The following is a 23,092-nucleotide window of genomic DNA, read 5'->3' as shown; positions in this document are numbered from 1 at the left end:
GGCCGTGAACACCGGTGAGGCCACCGTCCCACGCACCCGCGCGTCGATTCTGCATATACGCGGGAAGAAGGTCGCTTCGGGCGGCGTTGACCGGGGTGTGCAGATTGGCGAGGCGGCTCGGGTCACCGGCGCAACCGCAAGATCGTTGCGGTTCTATGAGGAAGAGGGGCTGATTCAGCCCGGCCGCTGTGCGAACGGATATCGCGACTACTGTGCTGCCACGGTCGACCGCGTCCTCGTCGTTCGCTCGCTGCTCGAATCCGGTCTGCCCACTGCCCTGATCCAACGGATGCTGTGCGATCCCACCGGCTCGACACAGCCCGCGACTCGCCTGCCGGACGCTCTGCGGGCGGAGGTCCAGCTCTATCGGGAGCGGGTCGCGGCGCGGGTCGCGCGACTCACCGCACAGCTGTCTGCGCTCGACGACCTCCTCGTGGGCGGAGGGGAAGTCGAGCGACACGGTTGACCTTGACGCCGGCGTGAACGTCGTAGCGTCCCCATATGAACAGCCTCCAGACGAGCCCTGAGCACGCGACGTCGATGACGGCGCTGGTGCAGCACTCACTCCGTGGACCTGCGGATCTCACCTTGGCCGAGCTGCCGTGCCCCACCCCGGGGCCACACGACTATTTGATCCGCGTCGGCGCAGCGGGATTGAACTATGCGGACGTGTCGCAGAGCCGCGGCCTCTACCAGGGCGGACCTGCTGCCCCGTACACAGCCGGGTTCGAAGCCGCCGGGGAGATCGTCGGGATCGGATCCGGCATCGCCCACCCTCTGCCGACGGGAACGCACGTCGTCGGGACCGGAGCCGGCGCTTTCGCGCAGTACATGCTGATGCCCGCGTCTTCCGTGCACGGAGTCCCGCAGGGCTGGACGGATGCCGCTGCCCTCGGCCTCGTCCTGAACTGGGCGACCGCCCTGGCCGCTCTTCGCCCCTTGGGCGAAGTGCAAGAGGGTGAGACAGTGCTGGTCCACGCGGCAGCCGGCGGCGTCGGGCAGGCCGCCGTTAGGCTCGCACGACACTTCGGAGCACGAGTGATCGCCACCGCCTCCCCCGAAAAGCACGACACGGTGCGGCAACTCGGAGCCGGCGACGTCATAGACGGGCGACGACCGGACCTTGCTGAGGAGGTCCTGCACCGCGTCGGAAGAGTCGATCTCGTGCTGGAGTCCATCGGGCGAAGCACGTTGCGCACGAGCTTGACCGTCGCCAGACCCTTTACGGGAAGAGTGATCGTCTTCGGCCAAGCGTCTGGCCCGGCGACCGTGTCCACCGACGACCTGATCTTCACCCATCACGCCCAGATCAAAGGACTGCACATCGGCGCGTTGGCCACTGGCGCCCCACAGATCTACCGAGCAGTCATCACCGAGATCTACGACCTGATAGCGAGAGGCGTCTACCCGCCCGGCACCCCCACCGTGTATCCCCTCGCCGACGGCCCCGGTGTGCTCGCACGCCTTGAGAACGGAGAAACCGTCGGCAAGCTGGCTCTCGACCCGTGGATCCAACACGCATCCCGCGCCGTTGGTCTGACGGCGGAGCAATAGCATGGACAGGTTGGTGCGTTCCAGGGCGGTCGAGGAGAAGCGGATGGAAAAGAAGCGACGTCCGACGATCATCGACGTGGCCCGGGAGGCCGGTGTCTCGCGATCCCTGGTTTCGCTGGTCCTGCAGAATCCAGACAAGGTCAGCGCAAAGCGCAAGGCCGATGTGCATGCCGCGATGGCGACCCTCGGTTATCGACCTAACCGAGCCGCCCGTGCACTGGCGCAGCAGCGAACCGACACCATCGGGGTGCTCGTCTCCGATCTGCACAACCCGTTCTACACAGAGGTGATCGACGGTATCGAGCAGGTCGCGGGGCCGCAGGGCTATCGCGTTCTCATCGCGGCGGGTGGGCGCGACCGTCACAACGAGAAGCACGCAGCGGACACCTTCATCGAGTTGCAGGTCGACGGCATCATCGCCATCACCCCCAAATTGACGACAGACGAGATCGCGAACATCGCCGAGATCCTGCCCACGGTGGTCGTGGCCCGTCCGGGCAAGCGCCCCCCTCGCACCAGTAGCGTCCATACCGACGACGCGGTCGGGATCGATCTCGCCGTCGAGCACCTCTGGCAGCTTGGACACCGACACATCGCCCACGTCTCGGCGGGGAGCGGGCCGGGCGCCAGGGCCCGCGAGAGCGCCTATCTCAGCAGCATGGCCCGACGGGGAGCCACCGCCGACGCGGTGGTCGTCCGAGCCGAACCCAACGAGGCGGGAGGGCATGCCGGCGCACTCACGCTCCTGGACGGCGCCGCTGTTCCCACGGCGGTCATCGCATCCAATGACTATGCGGCCCTCGGAATCATGGAGGCCGTCCGTGACCGCTGCATGTCTTGGCCGGCCGACATCTCCATCGTCGGCTACGACAACTCGATCCTGTCGCAGCTGCAGCCCATCTCGCTCACGAGCGTGAATCAGCCTCGGCTGCGGATGGGTCAGATCGCCTGGGAGATGCTCACACAACTGATTGCCGGAGAGACGCCCCGCACCGAAGCACTCACGCCGCACCTGGAGGTTCGCAAGAGCTCAGGTCGGGCGCCGCTTCGACACGCTTGATCTTTCGAGCCGGGGGGTCTGAATCACGGCTCAGACTCCCCGGTTCGGCGCCTACCGTGCAGTCAGCTCCACCTTGTCGAAGACGAGATCGTACTCTGTGCCCGATGTCCCGGTGACTTCGAATCGCAGCGTGACCGTGCCAGCGGATGTGATGTGCACGGTCCCGAGTTCGAGCGTCCTGAACCCCTGAGATGTCGAGTACTGATCCTGCTCCGGGCCTTGCGGCCGCCCGTCGACGTAGAGCTGAAAACGTCCGCGGTCGGAGTACCGTTTGACCCGCACCTGGACGTCGTACGTCCCCGGCGCCGCCACCGGCATAGCGAACTCGACGAAGTCTCCGACAGCGTTGGCCGTCAGCTTCGTCACTTTCGCGCCGCTGGCCCCGCTGTCATTGACGACCGCGACGGTGTCGCCGGATGACGATGTCGCCGGCAGCACCTCGGTCTCATGAACTTCCCCACCGGGCAGACCCCCGATCCGCTCGAGGACGATGGAATCCAGTGGGATGCGATAGCCCGAGCTCGCCGCGTGTTTGCCCGTCACGGTGAATCGGATGGTCATCGGCCCGGCGTGGGCGAACGAGACGGCGCCGACGTCGGTCGACACGAACGACGCGCCGCTCGCCGCATAGAAGTCCAGCGGAGCCCCGGCGTCGGCCCCCTGGATCGCGATCTGAGCGATGCCGCGGTCGCCGGCATTCTTCGCGGTCACCAGCACTCGGTACGTGCCGGCGCGCGGCACGTCGACAGCATGCTCGATGAAGTCTCCGGCGGCGTCGGCGTCGAAGCGGCGCCACTTCCCGCCACTGGCCTGCGTGTCACTCGAGTACACCGAGAACGAGTCACCCGAAGACGCCAACGGCAGGTCCTCCACCTCGAAGGTATGGACGCTCTCGCCAGCCCCTGCGCACGAGCCGCTCTTGCGGAGCAGGACGGCATGCGATCGCCCCGCCGAGCCGGCGACATCGACGCTGAGCTGCACTCCGGGATTCACCGCGGTGACGGTGACGGTCGGGTCGCTTTCGACGACGCACGCCGCAGAGAGCGCGACGGCGATGTTGATGCTGCCCGCGTGGACTTGTGTCGGATCGGCGACCGAGATGGCGATCTCATCAGCGGTCTCGCGGACCACGACTGATGCGATCGCGTCGCTGGTGATTCCTCCCGCGGTTGCGCTCCCGGCTTGCCAGAACTGTGCGGCAGTGATCCCCAACGACGCTTTCGACACTGCCTGCACGTCGGACGTGTTCGACAGGACCGTGATCGGCGGCGATGACGCGTAGGCGCCGACCTCCGTCGGCGACGCACCCGGAAGCACGACGTACGAATACGCACCATCCGTCGGATCTACGCCGTGATCCACGGACATCGTCAGATAGTTCCGGGTGACGGGGGTCGTGTTGCCGAAGCCGCGGTAGGTGTTGATGTCGCTCCATTTGGCGGTGCGCGACTCGCGGAGCCCTTGGACGACCGCGGACCCGGGGAACACATAGCCGATGTCGGCGCCAGGGACGTTCCCCTGCAGATGAGCCCAATCGACTCCGCTCATGGACTCGTTCCATCCGAGCGCAGTGGAACGGGCGACAGCATCCACTGTCAGCGCATTGGTGCCCGTGTCGTTCAGCTTCCGGTTCTCGACGATCGTCTCCACCGCCTTCCCGTCAGCAGCGGAGATTCCAGCGCCAAGAGCGACGATCTCGTCGTCGAACATGAACCACGACTTCCTGGCATCCAGGGTCTGCCCCGGGGGCCGCAATCGCATACCGACCACGCCGAACTCGCCCAGCGTTGCGCCGCCGACGGCATCGCTTGCACCTCTTCCCGAGGCGACTGTGGAATCCTTCAGCACCGTCGTTCCGGGAAGGCGGTACGAGTTCACCGTCGGCCAGAAGTCATCACTGAACTGTGCGAGATCCTCGTTGTAGAGGTAGGTCATCCCGTCGGCCGTATGCCACCCGCTCTTGTTCTCGGCGTTGATCGACTCGTAGTTGCTGATACGGGTCGAGTGCATGCTGATCCCGAAGCCGAACTCCGGCCGCAGGTGCATCACACGATCCATCTGCGGGAACTGCGCGTTCCGAACCAGAACGCCGCGGGCCGTGGTCGTGCTATCGCTCATGATCGCCTTGGCGAGAACGATCATGTTGATGCTGGCGACCTCATAGAAGTTCTGGTGCGTATCTTCGGTGATCCAGCGCTTTACCATCGATCGGATCGCGCGTGCGTCTGCCAATGGCGCGAACTGCGAGACGCGTATCAGCGACTGCATCGCGTGGTGTCCGGTCACGTGATCCTGAAAACTGAAACGAGAGATCTCCCGCCCGCGCACCATGTCGGCCATGGCGCCCTCGTACATCAGAGGCTCGAAGCTGTCGTGAACCCACCGGAAGACGACGTCCTTGCGCGGATCGACGACTTCCCACGTCGACCCGTCGAGAACGAACATGAGATTCGCCACATCCGACAGCAGGTTCTTTCCGTACCCGCCCGTGTAGGGAAAGCTCGTGTGCTGGATGAAAGAGCCATCACGGTAGAAGCCGTCACCGCTGGATGCGTAGGCGAAAACGTCGCTGAGTCCATCTCGTGCCGCGGTGATCTTCGCGTCATCCTTGACGATGATTCCCCGGATTGCGACGACCACGGCCTTCCAGACTCGGTTCGCGCCTGTCCCCTCCACGGACGGCGAGAAGCGCTCGATGCCGGCCATGTAGTTGGTTCGTTGCGTCGCAGTGAACTCGTCGTGCATCATCACCACGATGTCGTTCAGCTCCAGAGGCGTTCCGATATCCCAATCCCACCAGTTGCCGACATCCGGGGTGTTCTCGTTGTAGTTGTTCGTGTACATCCAGTCCATCGCCGACACGATGTCGTCACGCAACTGTGGATCGCCGTGCAGGGTTGAACTCTCGACCGAGTAGGCCAGCGCCATCTCCTTCAGTCGCCGGTAGGTGAGCTTGACGTCGTTGCCGCTTCCGCCGAGATTGCTCCACAACCGCGTCCGCGTGGGCGAAGTGTCCATCGAGTTCCAGTGAGAGGTGGCCGTCGCCTCGATATCGGCGGTGCGTGCGGCGATATCGGGGTCGGATTGCGGCAGGCCTGCACCGCCTGTCACCATCTCGTGCCACTTGGCTCGCAGTTCGTCGAACTCGTCGGCTGCTGTCGCCTTCACGGGGCTCGTCGTGAGCCCGCCGATGATCAGGCTCGTCGTCACCGCGACACCAACCCAGGCACCCCGCCAGTGCGATCGCTTGCGGACCGGGTCTATGTGCGATGCGCCCCGTGGCGGGCGGCCGGAGAATCGTCGCCCGAGGAATACAGCACGCATAGAAACTCCCGCCATTGGAACGCACCAATTTGGTGCGTTCCAACCATAGGGTGGCATAGGGGAAAGCGTCAATGACGATTCTGATCTGTGCCGCAACTCCGTTCGCGGGATGCGACGACCTGCTCAGTTCGACGTCGTGACCGGTGCGCGGTCACCGGCACCCACGACGACGCGTCCGTCGACGACGGTCAGCACAACCACGGCATCGCCGAGGCTGTCGGGCGTGGCCGTGCGAGGATCGCGGTCGAGAACGGTGATGTCCGCGGTCGCGCCGACGCGGAGCACACCGCCCGTTCGGCCGATCGTGCGATACGGCTCCACGGTGAGTCCGCGCAACGCCTCCATCGCGTCGAGTGCCTGGTTCGAGTTGATGGGCACGGCGTCCGGCTCATCGTGAGGGCGGCGAAGTTGAGCGTCGGCCAGGATGCCGACCGCATCGCTGGGGGCCACGGGCCAGTCCGAGCCCAGCGCGAGCGGTATCCCCGCGCGGACGATGTCCCTGGTGCGGAAGCCCCGGCCTGCACGCTCTTCGCCCAGCCTTCGCGACCAGTTGTCACTCCCGTCCGCTCGCGTGAAGAGCGTGCAGTGCGTGGGCTGCATGCTCGCGGTGGCCTGGGACGACACGAACACCTCGAGCGCAGCATCCGTCATCGTCTCGATGTGCTCGACCCGATGCGTCGCCGTGCGCTCGACCAATCCGTCGATCGCGCGCACGACGAAATCGATCCCTGCGTCTCCGATCGCGTGTGTGGTGGTCGGGATGCCGCGCCGGTCCAGTTCGGTGAGCGCGACGCGGTACTGCTCGGGATCGAGCCACAGCGACGACGTGGACTCGCCGAGGCAGTCGGGCTCGTGCAGCCAGGCCGTTCCGTTGTCGACAGTGCCGTCGATCATGAGCTTGACGCCCTCCACGATCCATCGGCGCCCCTGCACCCCCTGCAGCTCCGCAAGACGAGAGACCTCTTCGAGCGGCGCACCCGGCACATACCAGGGAGACATGCGAAGCCGGATCGGAAGGTCGCGGATCGCCTCGATCGTCTGCAGCAGCTCGATCGCGTCGGGCGCGAGGTCCTGCACCTGTCCGGAGGTGAAGCCCGCGCGAGCCATGAGGAGGAGCACCTCGTACAGCGCCTCGGCGCGGCGATCGAAGCTCAGCGGCGGCAGGACCGCTTCCACGAGGTGAATGGCCTGAAGCTCCAGGAGGTAGCCGGTCGGCCGACCTGTCGCGTCGGTGACGACACGTGACCCATCGGTGAACTCTTCGGCGCCCGTGACTCCAGCCAGGGCGAGCGCCGCAGAGGATGCCAGAGCAGCGTGGGCGTCGAAGAAGCGGACGAACGCCGGACGGTCGCCCGCAACCTCGTCAAGGACGGTATTCGAGACGGGTTCGTCGCCGAAGAGATTCGGATCGAGCCCCCACCCGAGGAGCCAGTCCTCGGCTGCCGCCCCCGCCGCCTCTGCTCGCAGCGAAGCCTCGACGTCCGCGAGCGTCCGGCAGCGGCTGAGATCAGCTCCGCGGGTCAGATCGATGCCGAACACCGGGTGGATATGACTGTCGACGAATCCCGGCAGGATGACCGCGTCCGCCAGCTCGATCACTCGTGTTCCCGCACCGACGTACGGCTGCAGAGCGCTCCTGCTGCCGAGCGCCACCACTTCACCGGCGAGGATGGCCAGGCCCTCGGCCTCCGCATCCGTGGTCGTGTCGGGGGCCATCGTCACCACCACACCGCCGAGCAGCACGAGATCGGCCGCGCGCTCGGGGGTCACCGGACCTCCGCCATCTCGTCGACGACCGACTCCGGGTCCGCGCCGCCGATCCGCGCGAACACCTCGGGCTTGCGCGCGCGGAGGAAGAGTGCGTACGCGGCGCCGGCGATCAGCACGACGGGAACCACGGCGAGGATGATCGCATTGATCGCGGGCCCGGCAGCGGTCAGATAGTCGATGGTGATCACCAAGACCGCGAGCAGCCCAGCCATGGCCACGAGGGAGAAGATCGCGGCGGGCAGCACATACCAGCGCCGCACGAGCTGACGGTTGCGCATGATGAAGATCACCACCGAGATCGAGGCGAGAAGCTGCAGCGTGATGATGCCGTACACGCCGGGCGAGTTGACCAGAATGACCAGCTGCGTGAGCGGATCGAGACCGGCGATGCCGAAGGCGATCACGACGCCGATGGCTACGACGCTCTGAATCAGCCCCGCGACCCACGGCGCGCCCATCCGGTTGGTCCTGTTGAAGAACGCGGGGAGGATGCCGTCGCGCGAGAGCGCGAAGCTGTAGCGGTTGATCGCGTTGTGGAACGCAAGCTGTCCGGCGAAGATGCTCGACACGATGAGCACGAACATCACCGACACTCCCCACTCACCCACATACGCCCCCATCGCGGCGAAGAAGAATGCGGCCGGATCTTCGGCGATCACTCCTTGCACCTCGCTGTCTCCGAATGCCTGGATCACCAGCCACAGGGTCCCGGTGTAGAAGATGGCGAGAAACGCGACGGCGATGTACGTCGCACGCGGGATGGAGCGTTCGGGGTTGCGGGTCTCGCTGCGATACAGCACCGTCGATTCGAACCCCATGAACGCGGCGAACCCGAACCCGAGGATGGCGAACATGCTCGGAGTGAAGATGTTCTCCGGCGCGAAGGTGCCGAACTCCAGCTGACCTGCCCGCTGGCTGAGGATCGCCACCGCGAGCACCACGAGCAGCGCCGTCTCGAGGACCAGGAGAACGCCGAGCACCTTGGCACCCACGTCCACTCCGACCGCTGCGAGGCCGAAGACCAGCACCGCGCCGATCACGGCGAGGATCCACCACTGCACGTCGATGCCGAAGACGACGGCGAACATCCCCTGCGCCATCACGCCGAACAGCCCCCACAGCCCGATCTGCAGCAGGTTGTACGACACCCAGGCGAGGATGCCGGCGGCGAGGCCGACCACTCTGCCGAGCCCGACGGAGATGTACGTATAGAAGCCGCCCATCGGCTTGAGATTTCGAGCCATGTAGAGGAATCCGATGGCGAACACTGCCAGCACCAGGCCGGCCACGGCGTAGACGACGGGCGCCGAGACGCCACCGATCAGCACCGCGAGCGGACCGATGCCGGCGAGGACGCTGAGCGGAGCGGCCGCTGATACGACGAGGAAGACGACACCCCACGTACCTAAGGCTGCCTTCTTCAGCTTTCCGGTCGGCTCCTCCTCGAGGAGGGACGAGTCGAGAGTCATGGCGCATCCTTTGGTCGGGTCGGACGACCTACGGGACACGCCAGCGGGTCGTTGGAGGACAGTGTGCCCTATGGGACGGCCTGTGCGCAATCGATTGTGCGATCTGGTTTCATGATCACCGTAGGATCAGGAGGGGAGGTGACCATGGCTTCGACGCGAGTGGCGACGCTTCAGGACGTCGCCGACCTCTGTGGCGTCTCCCGCGGGACGGCATCCCGGGCGCTTACCGGGACGGGACGCGTCTCCGCGGAGACGAGATCCCGCGTGCTCGAGGCGGCACGAAGCCTCCGCTACTCGACGAACAGCGGTGCGCGCAACCTGCGACGGGCGCGGGCTGGCTCGATCGGTCTGTGGCTGCCCGGGGGGATGAACTTCATGGAGTACTACATGAATTTCGCCGTCGGCGTCGTAGAGAGCACGAACGACAGAGAGCTGACGGTCTCACTCATCCCGGCAGACTTTCCGGCCGCGAAGGCGGGCGGTCTTCACGTCGACGGCTTCGTGATGACCGACGTGATAGACGGTGACGAGCTCGCGCGCGCGATCCTCGGGAGCGGACGGCCCGTCGTGGTCTCGGAGCTGGTGCCCCCCGGAATGCCCCAGCCCACCGCGATCGTGGCCGCCGATCACAGCACAGCGATGAACGGACTGCTCGATCGACTGCGGGCCGGCGGTGCGACGTCGATCGCGGTCATCAGACCGCCCGTGACCCAGATGTGGGTGCGAATAGCGGCGGACGCAGCGTCTGACTGGGCGACCGACAATCACGTCCCTCTCACGTTCGTCGACCTGAAGGGTGTGCCGTCGGCGGAGGAACTCCATCGGACGATCCAGGAGTTGCAGGCGACGCATCCCGATGTCGACTCGATAGTGTGCCTTCCCGAAGGCCTCGGCGTCGGCATCCTCTCCACATTGCGCGAGCTCGGACGCTCCGTCCCGGACGACATCCAGCTCGTCTCGTACACCGACAGCCCGACACTGCCGATCGTGCAACCGCCGATCTCGGCTCTGGATCTGAGGGCGAAGGATGCCGGAGCCCGAGCCGGCGAGCTGCTGATCTCGATCATCGAAGGCGGCGAGCGCGCGGGGACACCGGTCGAGACGTTCGAGTTGATCTACCGCGAACGCTCGTCCACCAGCCCGGCGAGGAAGTAGGTAATCCATGTCGCTGCACCCTCCGATCCCGGCACTCGAGCGTGCCTTCGAGGTCACCGCAGAGCTCGGTCCGCTGGAGGATCACGGCATGACGCGGGTGGGCCACCGCCGGATCATCCCCGTGATCGGCGGGACCATCACCGGGATCTTCGAGGGGACCATCCTCGCCGGTGGCGCGGATTGGCAGACCGTGCGCGCCGACGGTTCGATAGAGATCGACGGTCGCTACAGTGCCCGCTCCCACGACGGGGAGCTCCTGTACGTCCGTGCGCGAGGCGTGCGAAGCGGCGACCCTGCCGTCCTCGAGGCACTCCTCCGGGGGGACGACGTCGACCCCGAGAGCTACTACTTCCGTGCGGCGCTCACGCTCGAGTCGGCCACGCGACCCGAGCTCGAGCGCTCCGTGTACATCGCGTCCTACATCCGCGAAGCACACCGCGTCCGCTACGTGGCGTACCGCGTGACGTAGCGCCGGCCACACACGGCTGGAGTCGCGGCTCCTGAGCGATTTTGAGCGCGTCGCTTCACGACAGCTAGGGAACTCGTGGGCTGGCTATCGAATCCTCAACTCCCTGCGTGCATTCGGAGAACCCCGATCTAGTTCGCGCTACCCGCATTTGCTTCGCGGCAAAAACCGCTTTTGTCGATGAATAGAGGACCGCAGGATGGGAGTACCGCACGCGAAACACGGAGGTTTCACATGAGCGCGAACGTGCCCCACCCCGGCATCTCGACGGATGACGCCTCATCTCCTCCTCCCCCTCTGGACTCAGCGCTCGTCCGCGAGCTTGTCGAGGTCGTCGGCGGCGACTGGGTGCGCGTGGAGCGGCCGGAGGTCGACGACTTCAAGGATCCGTTCTGGATTCCTGGCGACGAGACGTTCGCGGCATCCGCTGTCGTGCAACCCGGCAGCGTCGAAGAAGTGCAACGGGTCATGCGCATCGCGAACGTCTGGGGAATCCCCGTCTCGCCACACAGCCAGGGGCGCAATCTCGGTCACGGCGGCGCCTCACCGCGCCGCCGTGGATCCATCCAGCTCGGCTTCCAGCGCATGAACCGGATCCTCGAAATCAATGAGGAACTCGCTTTCGCCGTTGTCGAACCGGGGGTCACGTGGCAGGACCTTTATGACGCGGTGCAAGCGCAAGGCCTGGACTTGCTCACCCCTGTGCCGGACCTCAGCTGGGGCTCGATCATTGGCAACACGATGGATTCAGGCCACACTTACCAGCGGTACGGCGCGGACTACCGGCTCCACGTGGGCTATGAAGTGGTCTTGCCGGATGGCGAACTCATGCGTACGGGACAGGGTGCGATCACAGGCAGTTCCTCCTGGCACACATACCGACGGAGCCTCGGTCCTTCGCTGGACGAGCTGTTCATCCAGTCCAATCTGGGGATCGTGGTGCGGATGGGGGTATGGCTCGCTCGGCGCCCCGCGGCCTATGCACCTCTGACGCTCGTCATAGACGACGACGCCGACCTGGAAGCCGCCGTCGACACCGTCCGTGAGCTCCGCCTCGCGGGGCACCTCGAGGGCATGCCTGCGATGTATTCGACGCTGCGCGCCGCGCATATGTTGCGCGATTCACCGGTGCCCGCCGGCCCCGCTCCGTTCTCTCCCGCGGAGTTGCATGCCATCGGCGCGCGTCTGGATGTCGGCGCGTGGGCCGTCCGAGCAGCGATCTGGGGGGACCGCGACATCGTCGAGATTCGGCTGCGGCGAATTACCGAAGCATGGACGAAGATCGCGAGCGGACGAGTTCTCCCGGTTCACATCTACGCCTCACACGAGTACGACCAGTTCACGCGATCGGCCGAACTCATCACGATCGGCATCCCCACCCTGAAAGCCATCGAATCGACACCGCCCCACATCGCGCACCTCGACGTCTCGCCTGTCGTCCCGATGCGCGGCGCGACGGTGCGCGAGGTCGTGGAGGAGATCCGCCGTCAGTACGCGGCAGCGGGCCTCAACTTCGGCGTCGGGATCATGGTGACCGGTGAACGATCGGCGGTGGCGATCGCCGGGATCCGCTATGACCGAACCGACCCCGAAAGTGCTCGCGCAGCGGTCGAGACGGGTCGTCGGATGGTGACAGCCCTCGGAGACCTCGGGTACGGCGACTGCCGCCCGCACCTGGCCTTTATGGACCTCGCGGCGTCATACTCATCTTTCAACGACCACGCCTATCGCCGCTTCGTCGAACGGATCAAGGATGCCGTCGACCCAGCCGGCATCCTCGCCCCCGGACGCCATGGGATCTGGCCGGCTCGCGACCGTACGGGATCGGCCGCGAGCACGGGATGACCGCCCGCTCCGAGCACTTCGACGCCGACGTGCTCATCGTCGGCACTGGCCCCATGGGAGCGACCGCTGCCCTCGCTCTCGCGACGTACGGCGTCAGCGTCATCAGCATCAGCCGCAAGAACTGGCTCGCTGATTCACCCCGCGCACACGTGACGAATCTGCGCGCCATGGAGGTGTTGCGCGCGCTCGGCGTGGAGGAGCGCGCGCTGGCCCTGGCAACACCCTGGGAGCTGATGGGCGACACCACCTTCACGACGAGCCTGGCCGGGCCCGAGATCGCCCGCATTGCGAGCTTCGGTCTCGGCCCGCGGCGCTACGGCGAGTATCGCGCCGCTAGCCCCTGCACGATGGCCGACCTGCCACAGCCGCTGTTGGAACCGTTGCTGGTCGACGCGGCCGCGTCGCGTGGTGCCGTTTTCGCCTTCAGCACGCTCTACCGATCTCACGAGCAGGATGCCACCGGCGTCACTGTCGTCCTGGAGGACCGCACGTCGGGTCATGTGAGCCGCCGCCGGGTGCGCTACCTGATTGGTGCTGATGGCGCACGGTCGCAGGTGGCTGACGATGCCGGCATCTCGCTCGTCGGCCAGATGCGGCGCGGCGGGACGGTCTATGCCCAGTTCTCCGGCGATTTGTCGGCGCGGATGAACCACCGCTCGAGCATCCTCACTTGGATCGTGAACGAGACCGCTGCCGTCGGCGAGATCGGGCTGGGGCTACTGCGTGCGGTACGCCCCTGGGACCGGTGGATCGCCGGGTGGGGCTTCGATGTGGAGGCCGGCGAGCCCGATGTCTCTCATGACGTTGCGCGCGCACGCATCCGCTCGTACGTCGGCGACCCGGACTTCGAGCCCGAGATCACGGCGGTGAATCCCTGGTATGTGAACGAGGCGTGGGCGCCCGTCTACAGCTCGGGGCGTGTGTTCTGCGGTGGCGATGCGGTCCATCGTCACCCGCCCTCGAACGGGCTGGGTTCCAACACCAGCGTTCAAGACGCCTACAACCTCGCCTGGAAGATCGCCTTCGTCCTCCGCGGATACGCGGGGCCTGAACTTCTGGATTCATACTCCGACGAACGCTCTCCGATAGGAGAGCAGGTCGTCCGCCGCGCCAATCAGTCCCGGCGCGAGTACGCCGGCGTCCACGTGGCGCTGGCAGCCGACCAACCCGGAAGCCTCGCAGGAGCGGCCAAACTCACTGCGCCCACCCCGGCGGGCGCGCGCGCCCGCGAATTGCTCGCGTCGGTCCTCGATCTGAAGGACAACGAGTACAACGCGCTCGGAGTGGAGATGAATCAGCGTTATGCCTCCAACGCCGTTCATGACCTCGACGAAGCGCCTGAAGTTTTCCAAAGGGACCGCGACGTCTTTGCGCAGCACACGACCCGTCCGGGTGCGAAGCTCCCGCATGCGTGGCTGGTGGATGCCTCGGGCAACCGGATCTCGACACTAGATCTCGTTGACGGCGAGCGCTTCACGCTGCTGACGGGTCCTAGCGGGCAGGGATGGGCGGATGCTGTGCTCTCGCTAGGTCTGCCGTATCTCCGGGCGACCGTTATCGGCTCCTCCAACGCGCAGGATCTCTGGTTCGACTGGAGCCGCATCCGCGAGGTCGCCGAGGATGGCGCCATCCTGGTGCGCCCGGATGGCTACATTGCCTGGCGGTCGAATGGCGCAGTCCCGTCGTCGCGTCGCACGCTGGGTGAGGTCCTCGCACGCCTGCTGTCTCAGTAGGCCATTCCTTCGTGTTGCTCAGATCTCGACAAGACTGCTCGCCAAGCCAGAATCGACGCCACCTCCGCGGGGCTCATGACCGCTCCGCTCCCACGAGCACAAACGCCATCGTCGCTGGTCGATCACCCTTGTTGCGCCACGCATGCCTGGTGCCGTTCTGTATCGCGACGTCACCCGCACGCAAGTGCACCGTCTCGTCGTCGAGTTCCAGCCAGATCTCGCCGTCCAGAACGATGTCGTAGTCGATGCTGTCGGTCGTGTGCACGCCCGGGGCATCCGGCTCGAACCGAGCTGCGAAGTCCGCCGCGAATGCGACATGCTCCGCCGCCGCACTGGCGCCGTCAAAGTCGGGCTCGCCGAAGATACTGTCCGGCGGGAACTGGACGATCAGAAGCGTCGTCTCCCCCACCCTCGGGAGCAGAGGCGCCCCGACGGGCGCCGATTCGTCGCTGCCGTCGGAGATCATCGGCTTTCCGGCGGTGCGATAGAGAACGCTGCTCAGCATGCCGGGCGTGGCGGCGTGATGTACGGCGTTCGGCGCTGGTCCGTCGCTTGCGACGACCGACCGACCGTCCCGTGTCGTCGTGACAATGCGCCGAGGGACCTTCGGTGCATCAAACAGTCCGTCACTCATATCGCTGGCCTTTCTTTCCATTCCACGCCGCAGACTGGGCGTCACATCGAGGCTCGACTGCCGGGATGCGTACATCTCTCGTCGGGGACCATGCATACCGGGTCAAGCGCCGACCACCGACGGTATCGGTGGCCATTGCACACGCCGGGCGAAGTCAATGACCGCTTCGATTCGTCTGGTCGGGCGCAGGTCAGCACTCCACACCACATCGATGGCTAAGGGCGGTACGGCAGGGAAGATCTCCTTGACCACCACCGGGAACCCAGTGACGGCGTCAGGATTCATGTGGCGCTGGATGAGCATCCCGTAGCCGAGCCCGCGTCCGACGAGGGTGCGCACGACATCGGGGTTCCCCGTGCGGTGGCGCACCCGGGGCGTTACCCCGCGTGCATCGAAGATCGAGAGCGTGTGAGTGCTCGACGGCGGTGAATCCAGCATGATGAAGTCTTCGGCCGCGAGTTCCTCCAACTGCACGTGCGGGGCGCCGGCCAGCCGATGACCGGCGGGGAGCAAGACGTGCGGGGGGAGCGCGAACAGCTTTGCGCGGTGGACTCCTCGAGGCAGCTGTACGTCGTAAACGAATGCCAGGTCGACCCGGCCAGACTCGAGCATCTGCGCAAGACGGTCCTGCGGCGCTTCGACGACGTCGATGTCGAGCTGGGGATGCTCGGTGGCGAAGGCGGACAGCAACGGGGGCAGCACGGTAGGGGCGAGCGTAGGGAAGCAGCCGACGGTGATAGGGCCGGAGAGCTGGTCGGCCTTGCTGTTCAGAGCGACGTAGAGCTCCTGCGCTCCGCGCAGCAGCACCCGAGCGTCCGCGACGACACGGTCGCCGGCTGTCGTAAGGGTGAGGCCGTGCGCCTTCCGTCGCACGCACAGGCGTGTGTCCACGATGCGCTCAAGCTCGGAGATGGCGTCCGACATTGTGGATGGGGACACGTGCATCCGTGCCGCAGCGACCACGATCGTGCCGGCATCGGCGGCCGCCACGAGATAGGCAAGCTGGCGGAGGGTGAAGGGCATGAGGGGAGGCACCCCCGCGTTGTGGTCGAGTTCCACGACTTCTCCCACGGCGCTCTGCAAGCGTCACATCTCTACGAGGTAGCTCGTGAAACCACCGTCACCGCTGGTCACGCCATTGATCGCTGCGTTGATGTCCTCGAAGGCCCACGCCTTCGGCTGGAGCACCGACATGTCGATGACTCCGCACCGGATCATGTCAACGAGTTCCATCCCTTCGGCAGTGGTGAACCACGCTGATCCGCTCAGACCGATGGAGTTGTCCATTCCCCACTTGACGTCGAACCCGAGCTCGCCGGCGGTCCCGCCGATGTTGACGATTCGTCCGCCTCGGCCGACGCCGTGCATGGCGTCCTTGAAGGAGTCGAGAGAGGCCACCGCACCCAGGGTGTCGATCATCGCGTCGGCGCCGCGTCCCCCCGTCTGGTCGCGTACCCACTCTGCGGTGCTGCCGGACAGGTTTGAGAAGGTGTCGATGCGATCCGGGGCCAGCGCCTTGACGCGCGCGAGCAACTCGGCGCCCCGAGCGACCGCGAAGATCCGGGAAACGCCGGTTGCGAGCGCCAGCAGAGTGACTCCCACCCCGAGCGTCCCAGTCGCGCCATCGATGATGAGAGTTTTCCCTGTCATCGGGCCCAGCTTCTTCAGTCCGGCGTAGGCAGTGCCGAGGTAGCCGAGCCGCGTCGCCTGCCGGAAATCGAGATTGTCCGGCAGCGGAACGATGGCGTTCTGCGGCGCCTTCATGAACTCACAGAAGCCACCCTGCGGGTACTTCTCGTAGATGGCGAGGCTGTTGCGGTTGAAGCCGAAGTACCCGGCGAAGGTCCAATGGTCGCACGACTGTGGCACGCCCGAGGCGCAGGCGTGGCACGCCCCGCACGACCGTGTCGGGTTCACGTAAACGCGGTCTCCAGGGGCTAGCGCGACAACCTGCTCACCGACCTCTGCGATCACTCCGACGGGATCTAGGCCGAAGATCGCCGGGCGCGGCGGGAGCGGCTCGTGGGGATACCACGTCTCCCAGTTCGCCAGGACGTTCGCCAGATTCGGGACCATTCCGCACGCCTTGACCTCGACGATGACATCCGTGCCGGCCGCGCGTGGTCGCTCAATCTCTTCGATCACCATGGGCTGGCCCACTTCGTGCAACCGGGCTGCGCGCATCATTGGCGTCCGCGTGTGACGCGAGTCCTGCGTGAGCATTGACATCAACGCTGCTCCTTTGCGGTCGTCTTCATGTCCATCGACATATCTCCTCCGTTGCAGACACGTCACCGCCGTGGCAGTCGTGAGCTTCGCCATGTGGTTATCGCAACACAGCGAATACCCACTGGACTCTAGATTCCCAACGGTATCCACATATCGATCGAGATGTCAACGGCCGGTTCGAACCCATTCGACCGGTCGGCGAGAATTGTCGACCCCGGAACACCGCAGTGCTCTTCGCAGACCGCGCGCTTCTCACTCAGACGCGGTCAGGAGCGGCTGTCGTCCCCGTAGGCGCGAACGAGCGCGGTGAGGATGTGGCGCAGCATCTGGCCGGAGCTATTGGTCCCCAAGAATGTTGCGATGCCGCCGTAAGTGAGATCGAGGACGATGCCACCCAGGTCGACCGGGTCGATAGGCGGCGGTGAGCCGGGGAAGAGCTTTTGTGCCAGTAATGCCCCGACACCGCGCCATTGAGAGATGAACGGCTGGCGATGGTGGTCGCTGAGCACCCCGTCGCGCCTGGCGCGGCGAAGGAACTCGATTGCGATGAGGCCCCACTTGAGTTCCGCGGCACGTGAGTCACTCCACCGCGCCATGACCTCGATGACTTCATCAGCGTCGTCAACGTCGGCCAGCAACCCGGCCAGATCGTCGACATCACTGCCAGTGTGCCCTTCGAGCAGATGGTCGAGGACGTCCTCCTTCGAGGCGAAGTTGGAGTAGAACGCCCCCTTCGAATATCCCGCCGCCTCGGCGATTCGCTCGACCGAAGCTCCGTCATAACCGTCTCTTGCCACGACATCGCCCGCTGCCTGGAGGATCTTCTCCCGGGTAATCGCTTGGCTCTGCTCTCGTGTCAGCCGCGGCATATCTCTCCATTCACCCCGCGCCGTGACGTCTGACGGCGAACGGTGCAGTTTCCGAGTTCAGCGTAGTCTCCCGCGCGCCGACCGCACGACGTGCGTCTGCAGACGGGGAATCTCCCCGTCCGGCTTCACGCTCTCACGCGACGGCCCTCCATGCGGCATCGATTCGATCGAGTGGTCGGTGTCGGGCAGTACGCGGCGGATGGCGACGTCAATGAATCACTTGACATCCCGATCGGCTTCTGAATACTAATCAGTATCGCTGTGATCGATGCAGTGTGGCTCGACGATGAGGTGAGCCGGACGCAACGACGTGACCGAGAACGGATGAACGATGAGCAACGAAGCCCCAGCAGTGAAGAGCCTGGAGAGTTTGATCGCGGAGGCGGGTGGTCCCGTGCCCCTGCTGCGGAGCTCGAACCTCGGCCCCTACCAGTTTCCGGGGATTCCCCCGGAGTTCACCAATTGGCGGGACGAAGTGCGCGCGTGGAAGGACGGCGTCGCGCTGCTTGAGCAGTCGTATCACATGACCGAGCTTCACCTCCGTGGGCGTGAGGTGATCCCGTTTCTCAAGGAGCTCGCCGTCAACAAGCTGGATGTTTTCCCCGTCGGACGCGGTAAGCAGATCGTCCTGGCTGCTCCCGACGGCAATCTCATTGCCGACGCGATCATCTTCCACGAGGAGGAAGACTTCTACCGCGTGGTCGGCGCGCCCTTCGCGAGTGACTGGCTCCTCTTCAACGCCGAGAACTCTGCGCGCGATCTGACCGCGGAGAAGAACGACAACTGGTCCGTGGTCCAGGCGCCCCGAGATGTCTTCCGCATCCAGATCCAGGGACCAGAGGCACTCGATCTGGTGACCGAGGCCGCCGGCGGCACCTTGCCGGAGGTGAGCTTCTTCGGCATCGGAGGCTTCCGTATCGCAGGCAAGGACGTGAAGGCACTACGCCATGGGATGGCCGGCACGCCCGGATTCGAGATCTACGGCCGGTGGAACGACCAGCAGGCTGTGCGCTCCGAGCTCGAACGCCTTGGCGAGAAGCACGGCCTGCGTAAGGTGGGTGCCCTCGCATACTCGACCACCGCGCAGGAATCCGGCTGGATGCCCATGCCACTGCCCGCAATTTACGCCGATGAACGACTGAAGCCCTACCGCGAGTGGCTGAACAACTACTTTCTGGAGAGCATCGGCTCGCTCGGGGGCAGCCTCGTGTCGTCGCACATCGAGGACTACTACGTCGACCCGATCGAGGTCGGTTATGGAGGGCTGGTGGACTGGAACCGGGAGTTCGTCGGTCGCGACGCCCTCCGCGAGAAGGCCGACAACCAACGCCGCAAGAAGGTGACTCTGGAGTGGAACGACGATGATGTCGCCGGAATCATCAAGGACTCCCTCGTCGGCGCCCTCCCCCGCCCTCGATACATCGCACTGCCCACGCCCATGTACGCGACATTCGAGTCGGACGCGGTGATGAAGGATGGCGATCTGGTGGGTGTCTCACAGTGGTCCTCCTTCACAGCCAACGCCGACCATCTCGTCTCCACGGCGGTCGTCGACCTCGCCCATGCCGAACCTGGTACCGAGCTGACACTCCAGTGGGGGGAGCCCAATTCGCAGCGACGAACGGTCGACGCCCACGAAGTCCGCGACATTCGCGTCCGCGTCGCTCCGTCGCCGTACTACGAGAAGGTCATCAAGACCGGCCAACAATAGTCGCGCGCTCACCAGCGCCACGCGTGGGGCCGCCCTCTCCGGAGGGCGGCCCCACGATTCGATCGAGGATTAGTCGAGGAGGCGCGCACTCGCGTCTTCGACCGCTACGACGACGCGAGGATCATATGGCGCGGGCTCTCCGGGCTCGTAGCGCACGATCTGAAGCTCGCCCGAGTGCGGGAATGGGCCGCGTCGTTCGTGAAGCTCCCAGTCGACAGGACTGCCACCGTCGAAGCCCGCGCTGATCCCGGTGAAGGGGCTGAGTCCGATCAGCATCGGCACCCGGTCCAGGCTCATCTTCTCCACGCCGTCGAAGGTGACGACGATTTCCCACGCGAACTCCGCGAGTGCTCGAAACCGAAGCTCGATGTTGGTGATCGTTGGTTCCGCCGGCGCAGAGACCCGATGCATGACGCCGTACGCGTTATACGCGAGGTGAATCGTTTGCTCTTCGGCGTAGAGGGCGTAGCCACCGCCCTGATCCCCGTGTGCAACGATGACGCCTTCCCCGGCGCCGCCGGCAAACTGTGCGCGGATGCTGAAGGACCGCAATCCGACCAGCTGCTGCGAACGCCACCTTTCGAGCGTGGGCGTACCGGGACGAAGGTTCACAGGTCGCGCGAACCGCAGGTCGGTAGACGGGCGCGAACGGTTCAGACTTCCGTCGTCGTCGAGCGGGAAGACGGTGTTGTGCCAGGCTGATCGCCGCCAGTTCTCTGCGAGCTCGCGGACAAGGTCCGGTCGCTCGGCCGCGACGTCCCGGGTCTCGAACGGATCCGCTTGGATGTCGTACAGTCTCCACGCCGTGAGGTCGTCCCGGTCTTCGAGAGCCGTCGACACTGCCTTCCATCGATCCTGGTAGTAGGCGCGCTGGCGACCGTGGGCAAGGTACTGTCCCTCCGACCGTCCGGCGACCGCCCTACCGTCGAGGATCGGAAGCAAGCTGACGCCATCCTCCGGGGCTACATCGTTACCGCGGACGGATGTCGGCCGGTCGACGTCGGCGAGGTCGAGCAGCGTCGGCGCAATGTCAGTGATGAAGGCGAATGCATTCCGGACCCCGCTGTCATCCTCGCGCTTGGGGACGCCCGAGGGCCAGCTGATGATCAGCGGCGCGTGCACCCCGCCTTCGAAAACGGAACCCTTGTACATCCGGAACGGCGTGTTAGAGACGCGTGCCCATCCTTTCGGATAGTGCCCGAAGACACGCGGGCCCCCCATCTCGTCGAGCGCTCGCGGCACATCGGCTACCCAGTCTGCAGGAAGACCTTCGTTCAGGGTGAAGCGACTGAAGTAGCTGCGGGTGCCAGACTCGCCGCCTTCGCCGGTGCCTCCGTTGTCGCTCGTGAAGACGAAAATCGTGTTCTCGTACTCGCCCAACTGCTTCAGACGCGCGACGATTCTCGCCACCGACTGATCGACCGCGTCAACAGCAGCTGCGTATACCTCCATATGACGCGCATAAAGGGCGCGGGACTCCTGGTCGAGAACTTCCCAGGTGGGAATGCCGCCTGCGGAGTCCGTGTCCGGCACGGGCGGCCCGACATCGCCGAACAGACCGGACTCCTTCTGACGAGCGAATCGCTCGGCGCCGATAACTCCCCACCCGGCATCGTACGCGCCGCGATACTTTTCGATGTCAGCCGCTTTCGCCTGAACCGGCCCGTGCACCGCGTGGTGTGCGAAGTAGAGAAAGAACGGCATCTCGTGGTCGTTCGCGCGGAGCGAATCGATCATGTCGATCGCCTCATCCGTCAGCCGATCCGTGAGGTATTCGTCGTCGGGAAACGGCTCGGTCACAGGAGAGTTGTCTCGCACGACCCGATGTGGGTGGTAAAGGGAGGTGCAGCCGTCCATCGAACCGAAATAGCGATCGAATCCCCGCTGGATCGGCCAGGACGACCGGTCCGCGGCATCGTGGAGGTGGGACTCCAAGGTCAGATGCCACTTGCCGACCATGAATGTCGCGTACCCCGCTTGACCGAACGACTCGGCCAGGGTGGGCAAGGTGTCTGGCAACAGCATTCGATATCCCGGGAAGCCGGGATCTGAGTGCGCGACGGTACCGAACCCCGCCCGATGCGGGTTGACCCCTGTGAGGAGCGCGGCTCGGGAGGGCGAGCACACGGGAGTGGTGTGGAAGTCGGAGAAACGGTACCCGTCGTTCGCCAATGCCTGGATGGCGGGCGTATCGATCTCGGCGCCGAACGGCGATATGTCGCTAAAGCCCATGTCGTCGACGAGCACGACGACGACATTCGGCGCTCCACTCCGAGCTGACCGCCGCGGTGGCCACCATGGGGAGGACTGGGACGCCTCGGGCGCGACAATGCCCCGGAACCCGCCATACCCTCGGGGAACCGCGTCCCCCACATTTCGGACGTTCTCGCCACGCACTACCGTCGCATCTCCTTCCTCGCCCGCTTCTACGTGACTCACGGCTTGCCCCGGCTACGGCTTCTCTGTCGCCCTCGAGCCCGATGGTTCGAGTTCCTCGCCCTGGCCAGGACGCCGCACGAGCTGGAAGATCTCGTGCCGCCGGCGGGCGAACTCGGCGGACTCCTTCGTGTCGATCTGGTTGCGGTGCGGCCCGAGTTCTATGTCGACGATCTTGGCCACCTCCGACGGCGCCCGCGTCAGCACCACGACTCTGTCCGAGAGGTATACCGCTTCGTCGACGTCATGCGTGACGAAGAGGATCGCCATGCCGTACTCCGCACGAAGCGGAAGGACGAGATCCTCGAGATCCATTCGAGTCTGGGCATCCACAGACGCGAAGGGCTCGTCCATGACCAGGAGTCGCGGCCGGCACGCGATCGCCCGCGCGATCGCCACCCGCTGCTGCATCCCTCCTGACAACTGCTGCGGTCGTGCCGCGCCCTTGCCCGCGAGTCCCACGGACTCGAGCGCCTGCGTGGCACGTTCGAGAGCGACCGCTCGGGAAAGCCCGCGACTACGGAGGGGGAGCATCACGTTGCCCTCTACCGACATCCAAGGCAGCAGCGACCGACCATAGTCCTGGAAGACCATCGCCATCGCGTCCGACGGGCCGGAGACGGTCTTACCCAGTACGCTCACGTCGCCCGCATCGTGGGTTTGGAGCCCGGCCACCGTTCGAAGCACCGACGTCTTTCCGGCACCCGAAGGACCCACGATGCTCACGATCTCGCGCTCCCGAACGTCGAACGTGACGTTCCGAATCGCCTCAAACGGCCCAGACTTCGTCGGATAGACCTTCGAGATACCTGTGACCTCGACGACTGTCTTCGCCAC

At 65.4% G+C, this 23,092-nt stretch carries 17 protein-coding genes; 8 read left to right on the top strand and 9 right to left on the bottom strand.

Annotation, left to right across the window (positions count from 1 at the left end; genetic code table 11):
• Nucleotides 1-4 precede the first annotated feature (4 nt).
• From K0817_RS05750 to K0817_RS05740, 3 genes are read left to right on the top strand one after another with little or no spacing between them, the layout of a single operon-like run.
• A complete protein-coding gene (locus K0817_RS05750) occupies nt 5-466 on the top strand; it encodes a MerR family transcriptional regulator (RefSeq protein WP_219980436.1) in 462 nt (153 codons plus the stop codon).
• Between the two features lie 35 nt (nt 467-501).
• A complete protein-coding gene (locus tag K0817_RS05745; RefSeq protein WP_219980435.1) occupies nt 502-1,554 on the top strand; it encodes a zinc-binding dehydrogenase in 1,053 nt (350 codons plus the stop codon).
• A 43-nt stretch (nt 1,555-1,597) separates the two neighbouring features.
• The gene (locus K0817_RS05740) at nt 1,598-2,614 is read left to right on the top strand and encodes a LacI family DNA-binding transcriptional regulator (protein ID WP_219980434.1); all 1,017 of its coding nucleotides are present in this window, start codon (nt 1,598-1,600) and stop codon (nt 2,612-2,614) included.
• Nucleotides 2,615-2,665: 51 nt separating this feature from the next.
• Here the strand turns inward: K0817_RS05740 and K0817_RS05735 are convergent, their stop codons facing one another.
• The 3 genes from K0817_RS05735 to K0817_RS05725 all read right to left on the bottom strand — a co-directional run bounded on the left by K0817_RS05735 (nt 2,666) and on the right by K0817_RS05725 (nt 9,177).
• Entirely contained in the window at nt 2,666-5,824 is a 3,159-nt protein-coding gene (locus K0817_RS05735; RefSeq protein WP_219980433.1) for a polysaccharide lyase family 8 super-sandwich domain-containing protein, read from the bottom strand.
• Between the two features lie 237 nt (nt 5,825-6,061).
• Entirely contained in the window at nt 6,062-7,708 is a 1,647-nt protein-coding gene (locus K0817_RS05730; RefSeq protein WP_219980432.1) for an amidohydrolase family protein, read from the bottom strand.
• Complete coding sequence (locus tag K0817_RS05725; RefSeq protein ID WP_219980431.1) at nt 7,705-9,177, bottom strand: APC family permease; 1,473 nt, start codon at nt 9,175-9,177, stop codon at nt 7,705-7,707. The genes K0817_RS05730 and K0817_RS05725 overlap by 4 nt, the downstream gene beginning before the upstream one ends.
• A gap of 144 nt (nt 9,178-9,321) precedes the next feature.
• Between K0817_RS05725 and K0817_RS05720 the strand changes: the two genes are divergently transcribed.
• From K0817_RS05720 to K0817_RS05705, 4 genes are all read left to right on the top strand, one after another.
• Nucleotides 9,322-10,332: a LacI family DNA-binding transcriptional regulator gene (locus tag K0817_RS05720; RefSeq protein WP_219980430.1), complete on the top strand. Its 1,011-nt coding sequence runs from the start codon at nt 9,322-9,324 to the stop codon at nt 10,330-10,332.
• 7 nt (nt 10,333-10,339) lie between these two features.
• The gene (locus K0817_RS05715) at nt 10,340-10,801 is read left to right on the top strand and encodes a DUF3237 domain-containing protein (protein WP_219980429.1); all 462 of its coding nucleotides are present in this window, start codon (nt 10,340-10,342) and stop codon (nt 10,799-10,801) included.
• Between the two features lie 231 nt (nt 10,802-11,032).
• Nucleotides 11,033-12,643, top strand: a complete 1,611-nt coding sequence (locus K0817_RS05710; protein ID WP_253735211.1) for an FAD-binding oxidoreductase — start codon at nt 11,033-11,035, stop codon at nt 12,641-12,643.
• Nucleotides 12,640-14,376 carry an FAD-dependent monooxygenase gene (locus K0817_RS05705; RefSeq protein ID WP_219980427.1) on the top strand — a complete coding sequence of 579 codons (1,737 nt, stop codon included), beginning with the start codon at nt 12,640-12,642 and terminating at the stop codon, nt 14,374-14,376. Before K0817_RS05710 ends, K0817_RS05705 begins: the two co-directional genes overlap by 4 nt.
• Before the next feature lie 73 nt (nt 14,377-14,449).
• Here K0817_RS05705 and K0817_RS05700 read toward each other — a convergent pair whose 3' ends face one another.
• From K0817_RS05700 to K0817_RS18485, 4 genes are all read right to left on the bottom strand, one after another.
• Nucleotides 14,450-15,055 carry a cupin domain-containing protein gene (locus tag K0817_RS05700; RefSeq protein WP_253735210.1) on the bottom strand — a complete coding sequence of 202 codons (606 nt, stop codon included), beginning with the start codon at nt 15,053-15,055 and terminating at the stop codon, nt 14,450-14,452.
• Between the two features lie 57 nt (nt 15,056-15,112).
• Entirely contained in the window at nt 15,113-16,033 is a 921-nt protein-coding gene (locus tag K0817_RS05695) for a LysR family transcriptional regulator (protein WP_219980899.1), read from the bottom strand.
• Nucleotides 16,034-16,096: 63 nt separating this feature from the next.
• The gene (locus tag K0817_RS05690; protein ID WP_219980425.1) at nt 16,097-17,332 is read right to left on the bottom strand and encodes an alcohol dehydrogenase catalytic domain-containing protein; all 1,236 of its coding nucleotides are present in this window, start codon (nt 17,330-17,332) and stop codon (nt 16,097-16,099) included.
• Between the two features lie 173 nt (nt 17,333-17,505).
• Nucleotides 17,506-18,108 (bottom strand): TetR/AcrR family transcriptional regulator, encoded by a 603-nt coding sequence (locus K0817_RS18485; protein ID WP_219980424.1) that lies wholly within the window; start codon nt 18,106-18,108, stop codon nt 17,506-17,508.
• Between the two features lie 331 nt (nt 18,109-18,439).
• Between K0817_RS18485 and K0817_RS05680 the strand changes: the two genes are divergently transcribed.
• Complete coding sequence (locus tag K0817_RS05680; protein WP_219980423.1) at nt 18,440-19,819, top strand: aminomethyl transferase family protein; 1,380 nt, start codon at nt 18,440-18,442, stop codon at nt 19,817-19,819.
• A gap of 69 nt (nt 19,820-19,888) precedes the next feature.
• Here K0817_RS05680 and K0817_RS05675 read toward each other — a convergent pair whose 3' ends face one another.
• Together K0817_RS05675 and K0817_RS05670 are read right to left on the bottom strand one after the other, a co-directional pair.
• Nucleotides 19,889-22,192 (bottom strand): arylsulfatase, encoded by a 2,304-nt coding sequence (locus K0817_RS05675; RefSeq protein WP_308211892.1) that lies wholly within the window; start codon nt 22,190-22,192, stop codon nt 19,889-19,891.
• 78 nt (nt 22,193-22,270) lie between these two features.
• Nucleotides 22,271-23,092, bottom strand: a complete 822-nt coding sequence (locus tag K0817_RS05670; RefSeq protein WP_253735208.1) for an ABC transporter ATP-binding protein — start codon at nt 23,090-23,092, stop codon at nt 22,271-22,273.

It is taken from the genome of Microbacterium sp. HD4P20, from assembly GCF_019449275.2.
GTDB lineage: Bacteria > Actinomycetota > Actinomycetes > Actinomycetales > Microbacteriaceae > Microbacterium.
Note: the sequence above shows the minus strand (reverse complement) of the source record. Positions and strands in the feature narration are given on the sequence as shown.

Coding starts and splice junctions, on each gene's coding strand:
- K0817_RS05740 (WP_219980434.1), top strand. CDS start 1,598: ATGGAAAAGAAGCGACGTCCGACGATCATCGACGTGGCCCGGGAGGCC.
- K0817_RS05690 (WP_219980425.1), bottom strand. CDS start 17,332: ATGGCGAAGCTCACGACTGCCACGGCGGTGACGTGTCTGCAACGGAGG.
- K0817_RS18485 (WP_219980424.1), bottom strand. CDS start 18,108: ATGCCGCGGCTGACACGAGAGCAGAGCCAAGCGATTACCCGGGAGAAG.
- K0817_RS05720 (WP_219980430.1), top strand. CDS start 9,322: ATGGCTTCGACGCGAGTGGCGACGCTTCAGGACGTCGCCGACCTCTGT.
- K0817_RS05705 (WP_219980427.1), top strand. CDS start 12,640: ATGACCGCCCGCTCCGAGCACTTCGACGCCGACGTGCTCATCGTCGGC.
- K0817_RS05710 (WP_253735211.1), top strand. CDS start 11,033: ATGAGCGCGAACGTGCCCCACCCCGGCATCTCGACGGATGACGCCTCA.
- K0817_RS05715 (WP_219980429.1), top strand. CDS start 10,340: ATGTCGCTGCACCCTCCGATCCCGGCACTCGAGCGTGCCTTCGAGGTC.
- K0817_RS05695 (WP_219980899.1), bottom strand. CDS start 16,033: ATGCCCTTCACCCTCCGCCAGCTTGCCTATCTCGTGGCGGCCGCCGAT.
- K0817_RS05680 (WP_219980423.1), top strand. CDS start 18,440: ATGAGCAACGAAGCCCCAGCAGTGAAGAGCCTGGAGAGTTTGATCGCG.
- K0817_RS05725 (WP_219980431.1), bottom strand. CDS start 9,177: ATGACTCTCGACTCGTCCCTCCTCGAGGAGGAGCCGACCGGAAAGCTG.
- K0817_RS05745 (WP_219980435.1), top strand. CDS start 502: ATGAACAGCCTCCAGACGAGCCCTGAGCACGCGACGTCGATGACGGCG.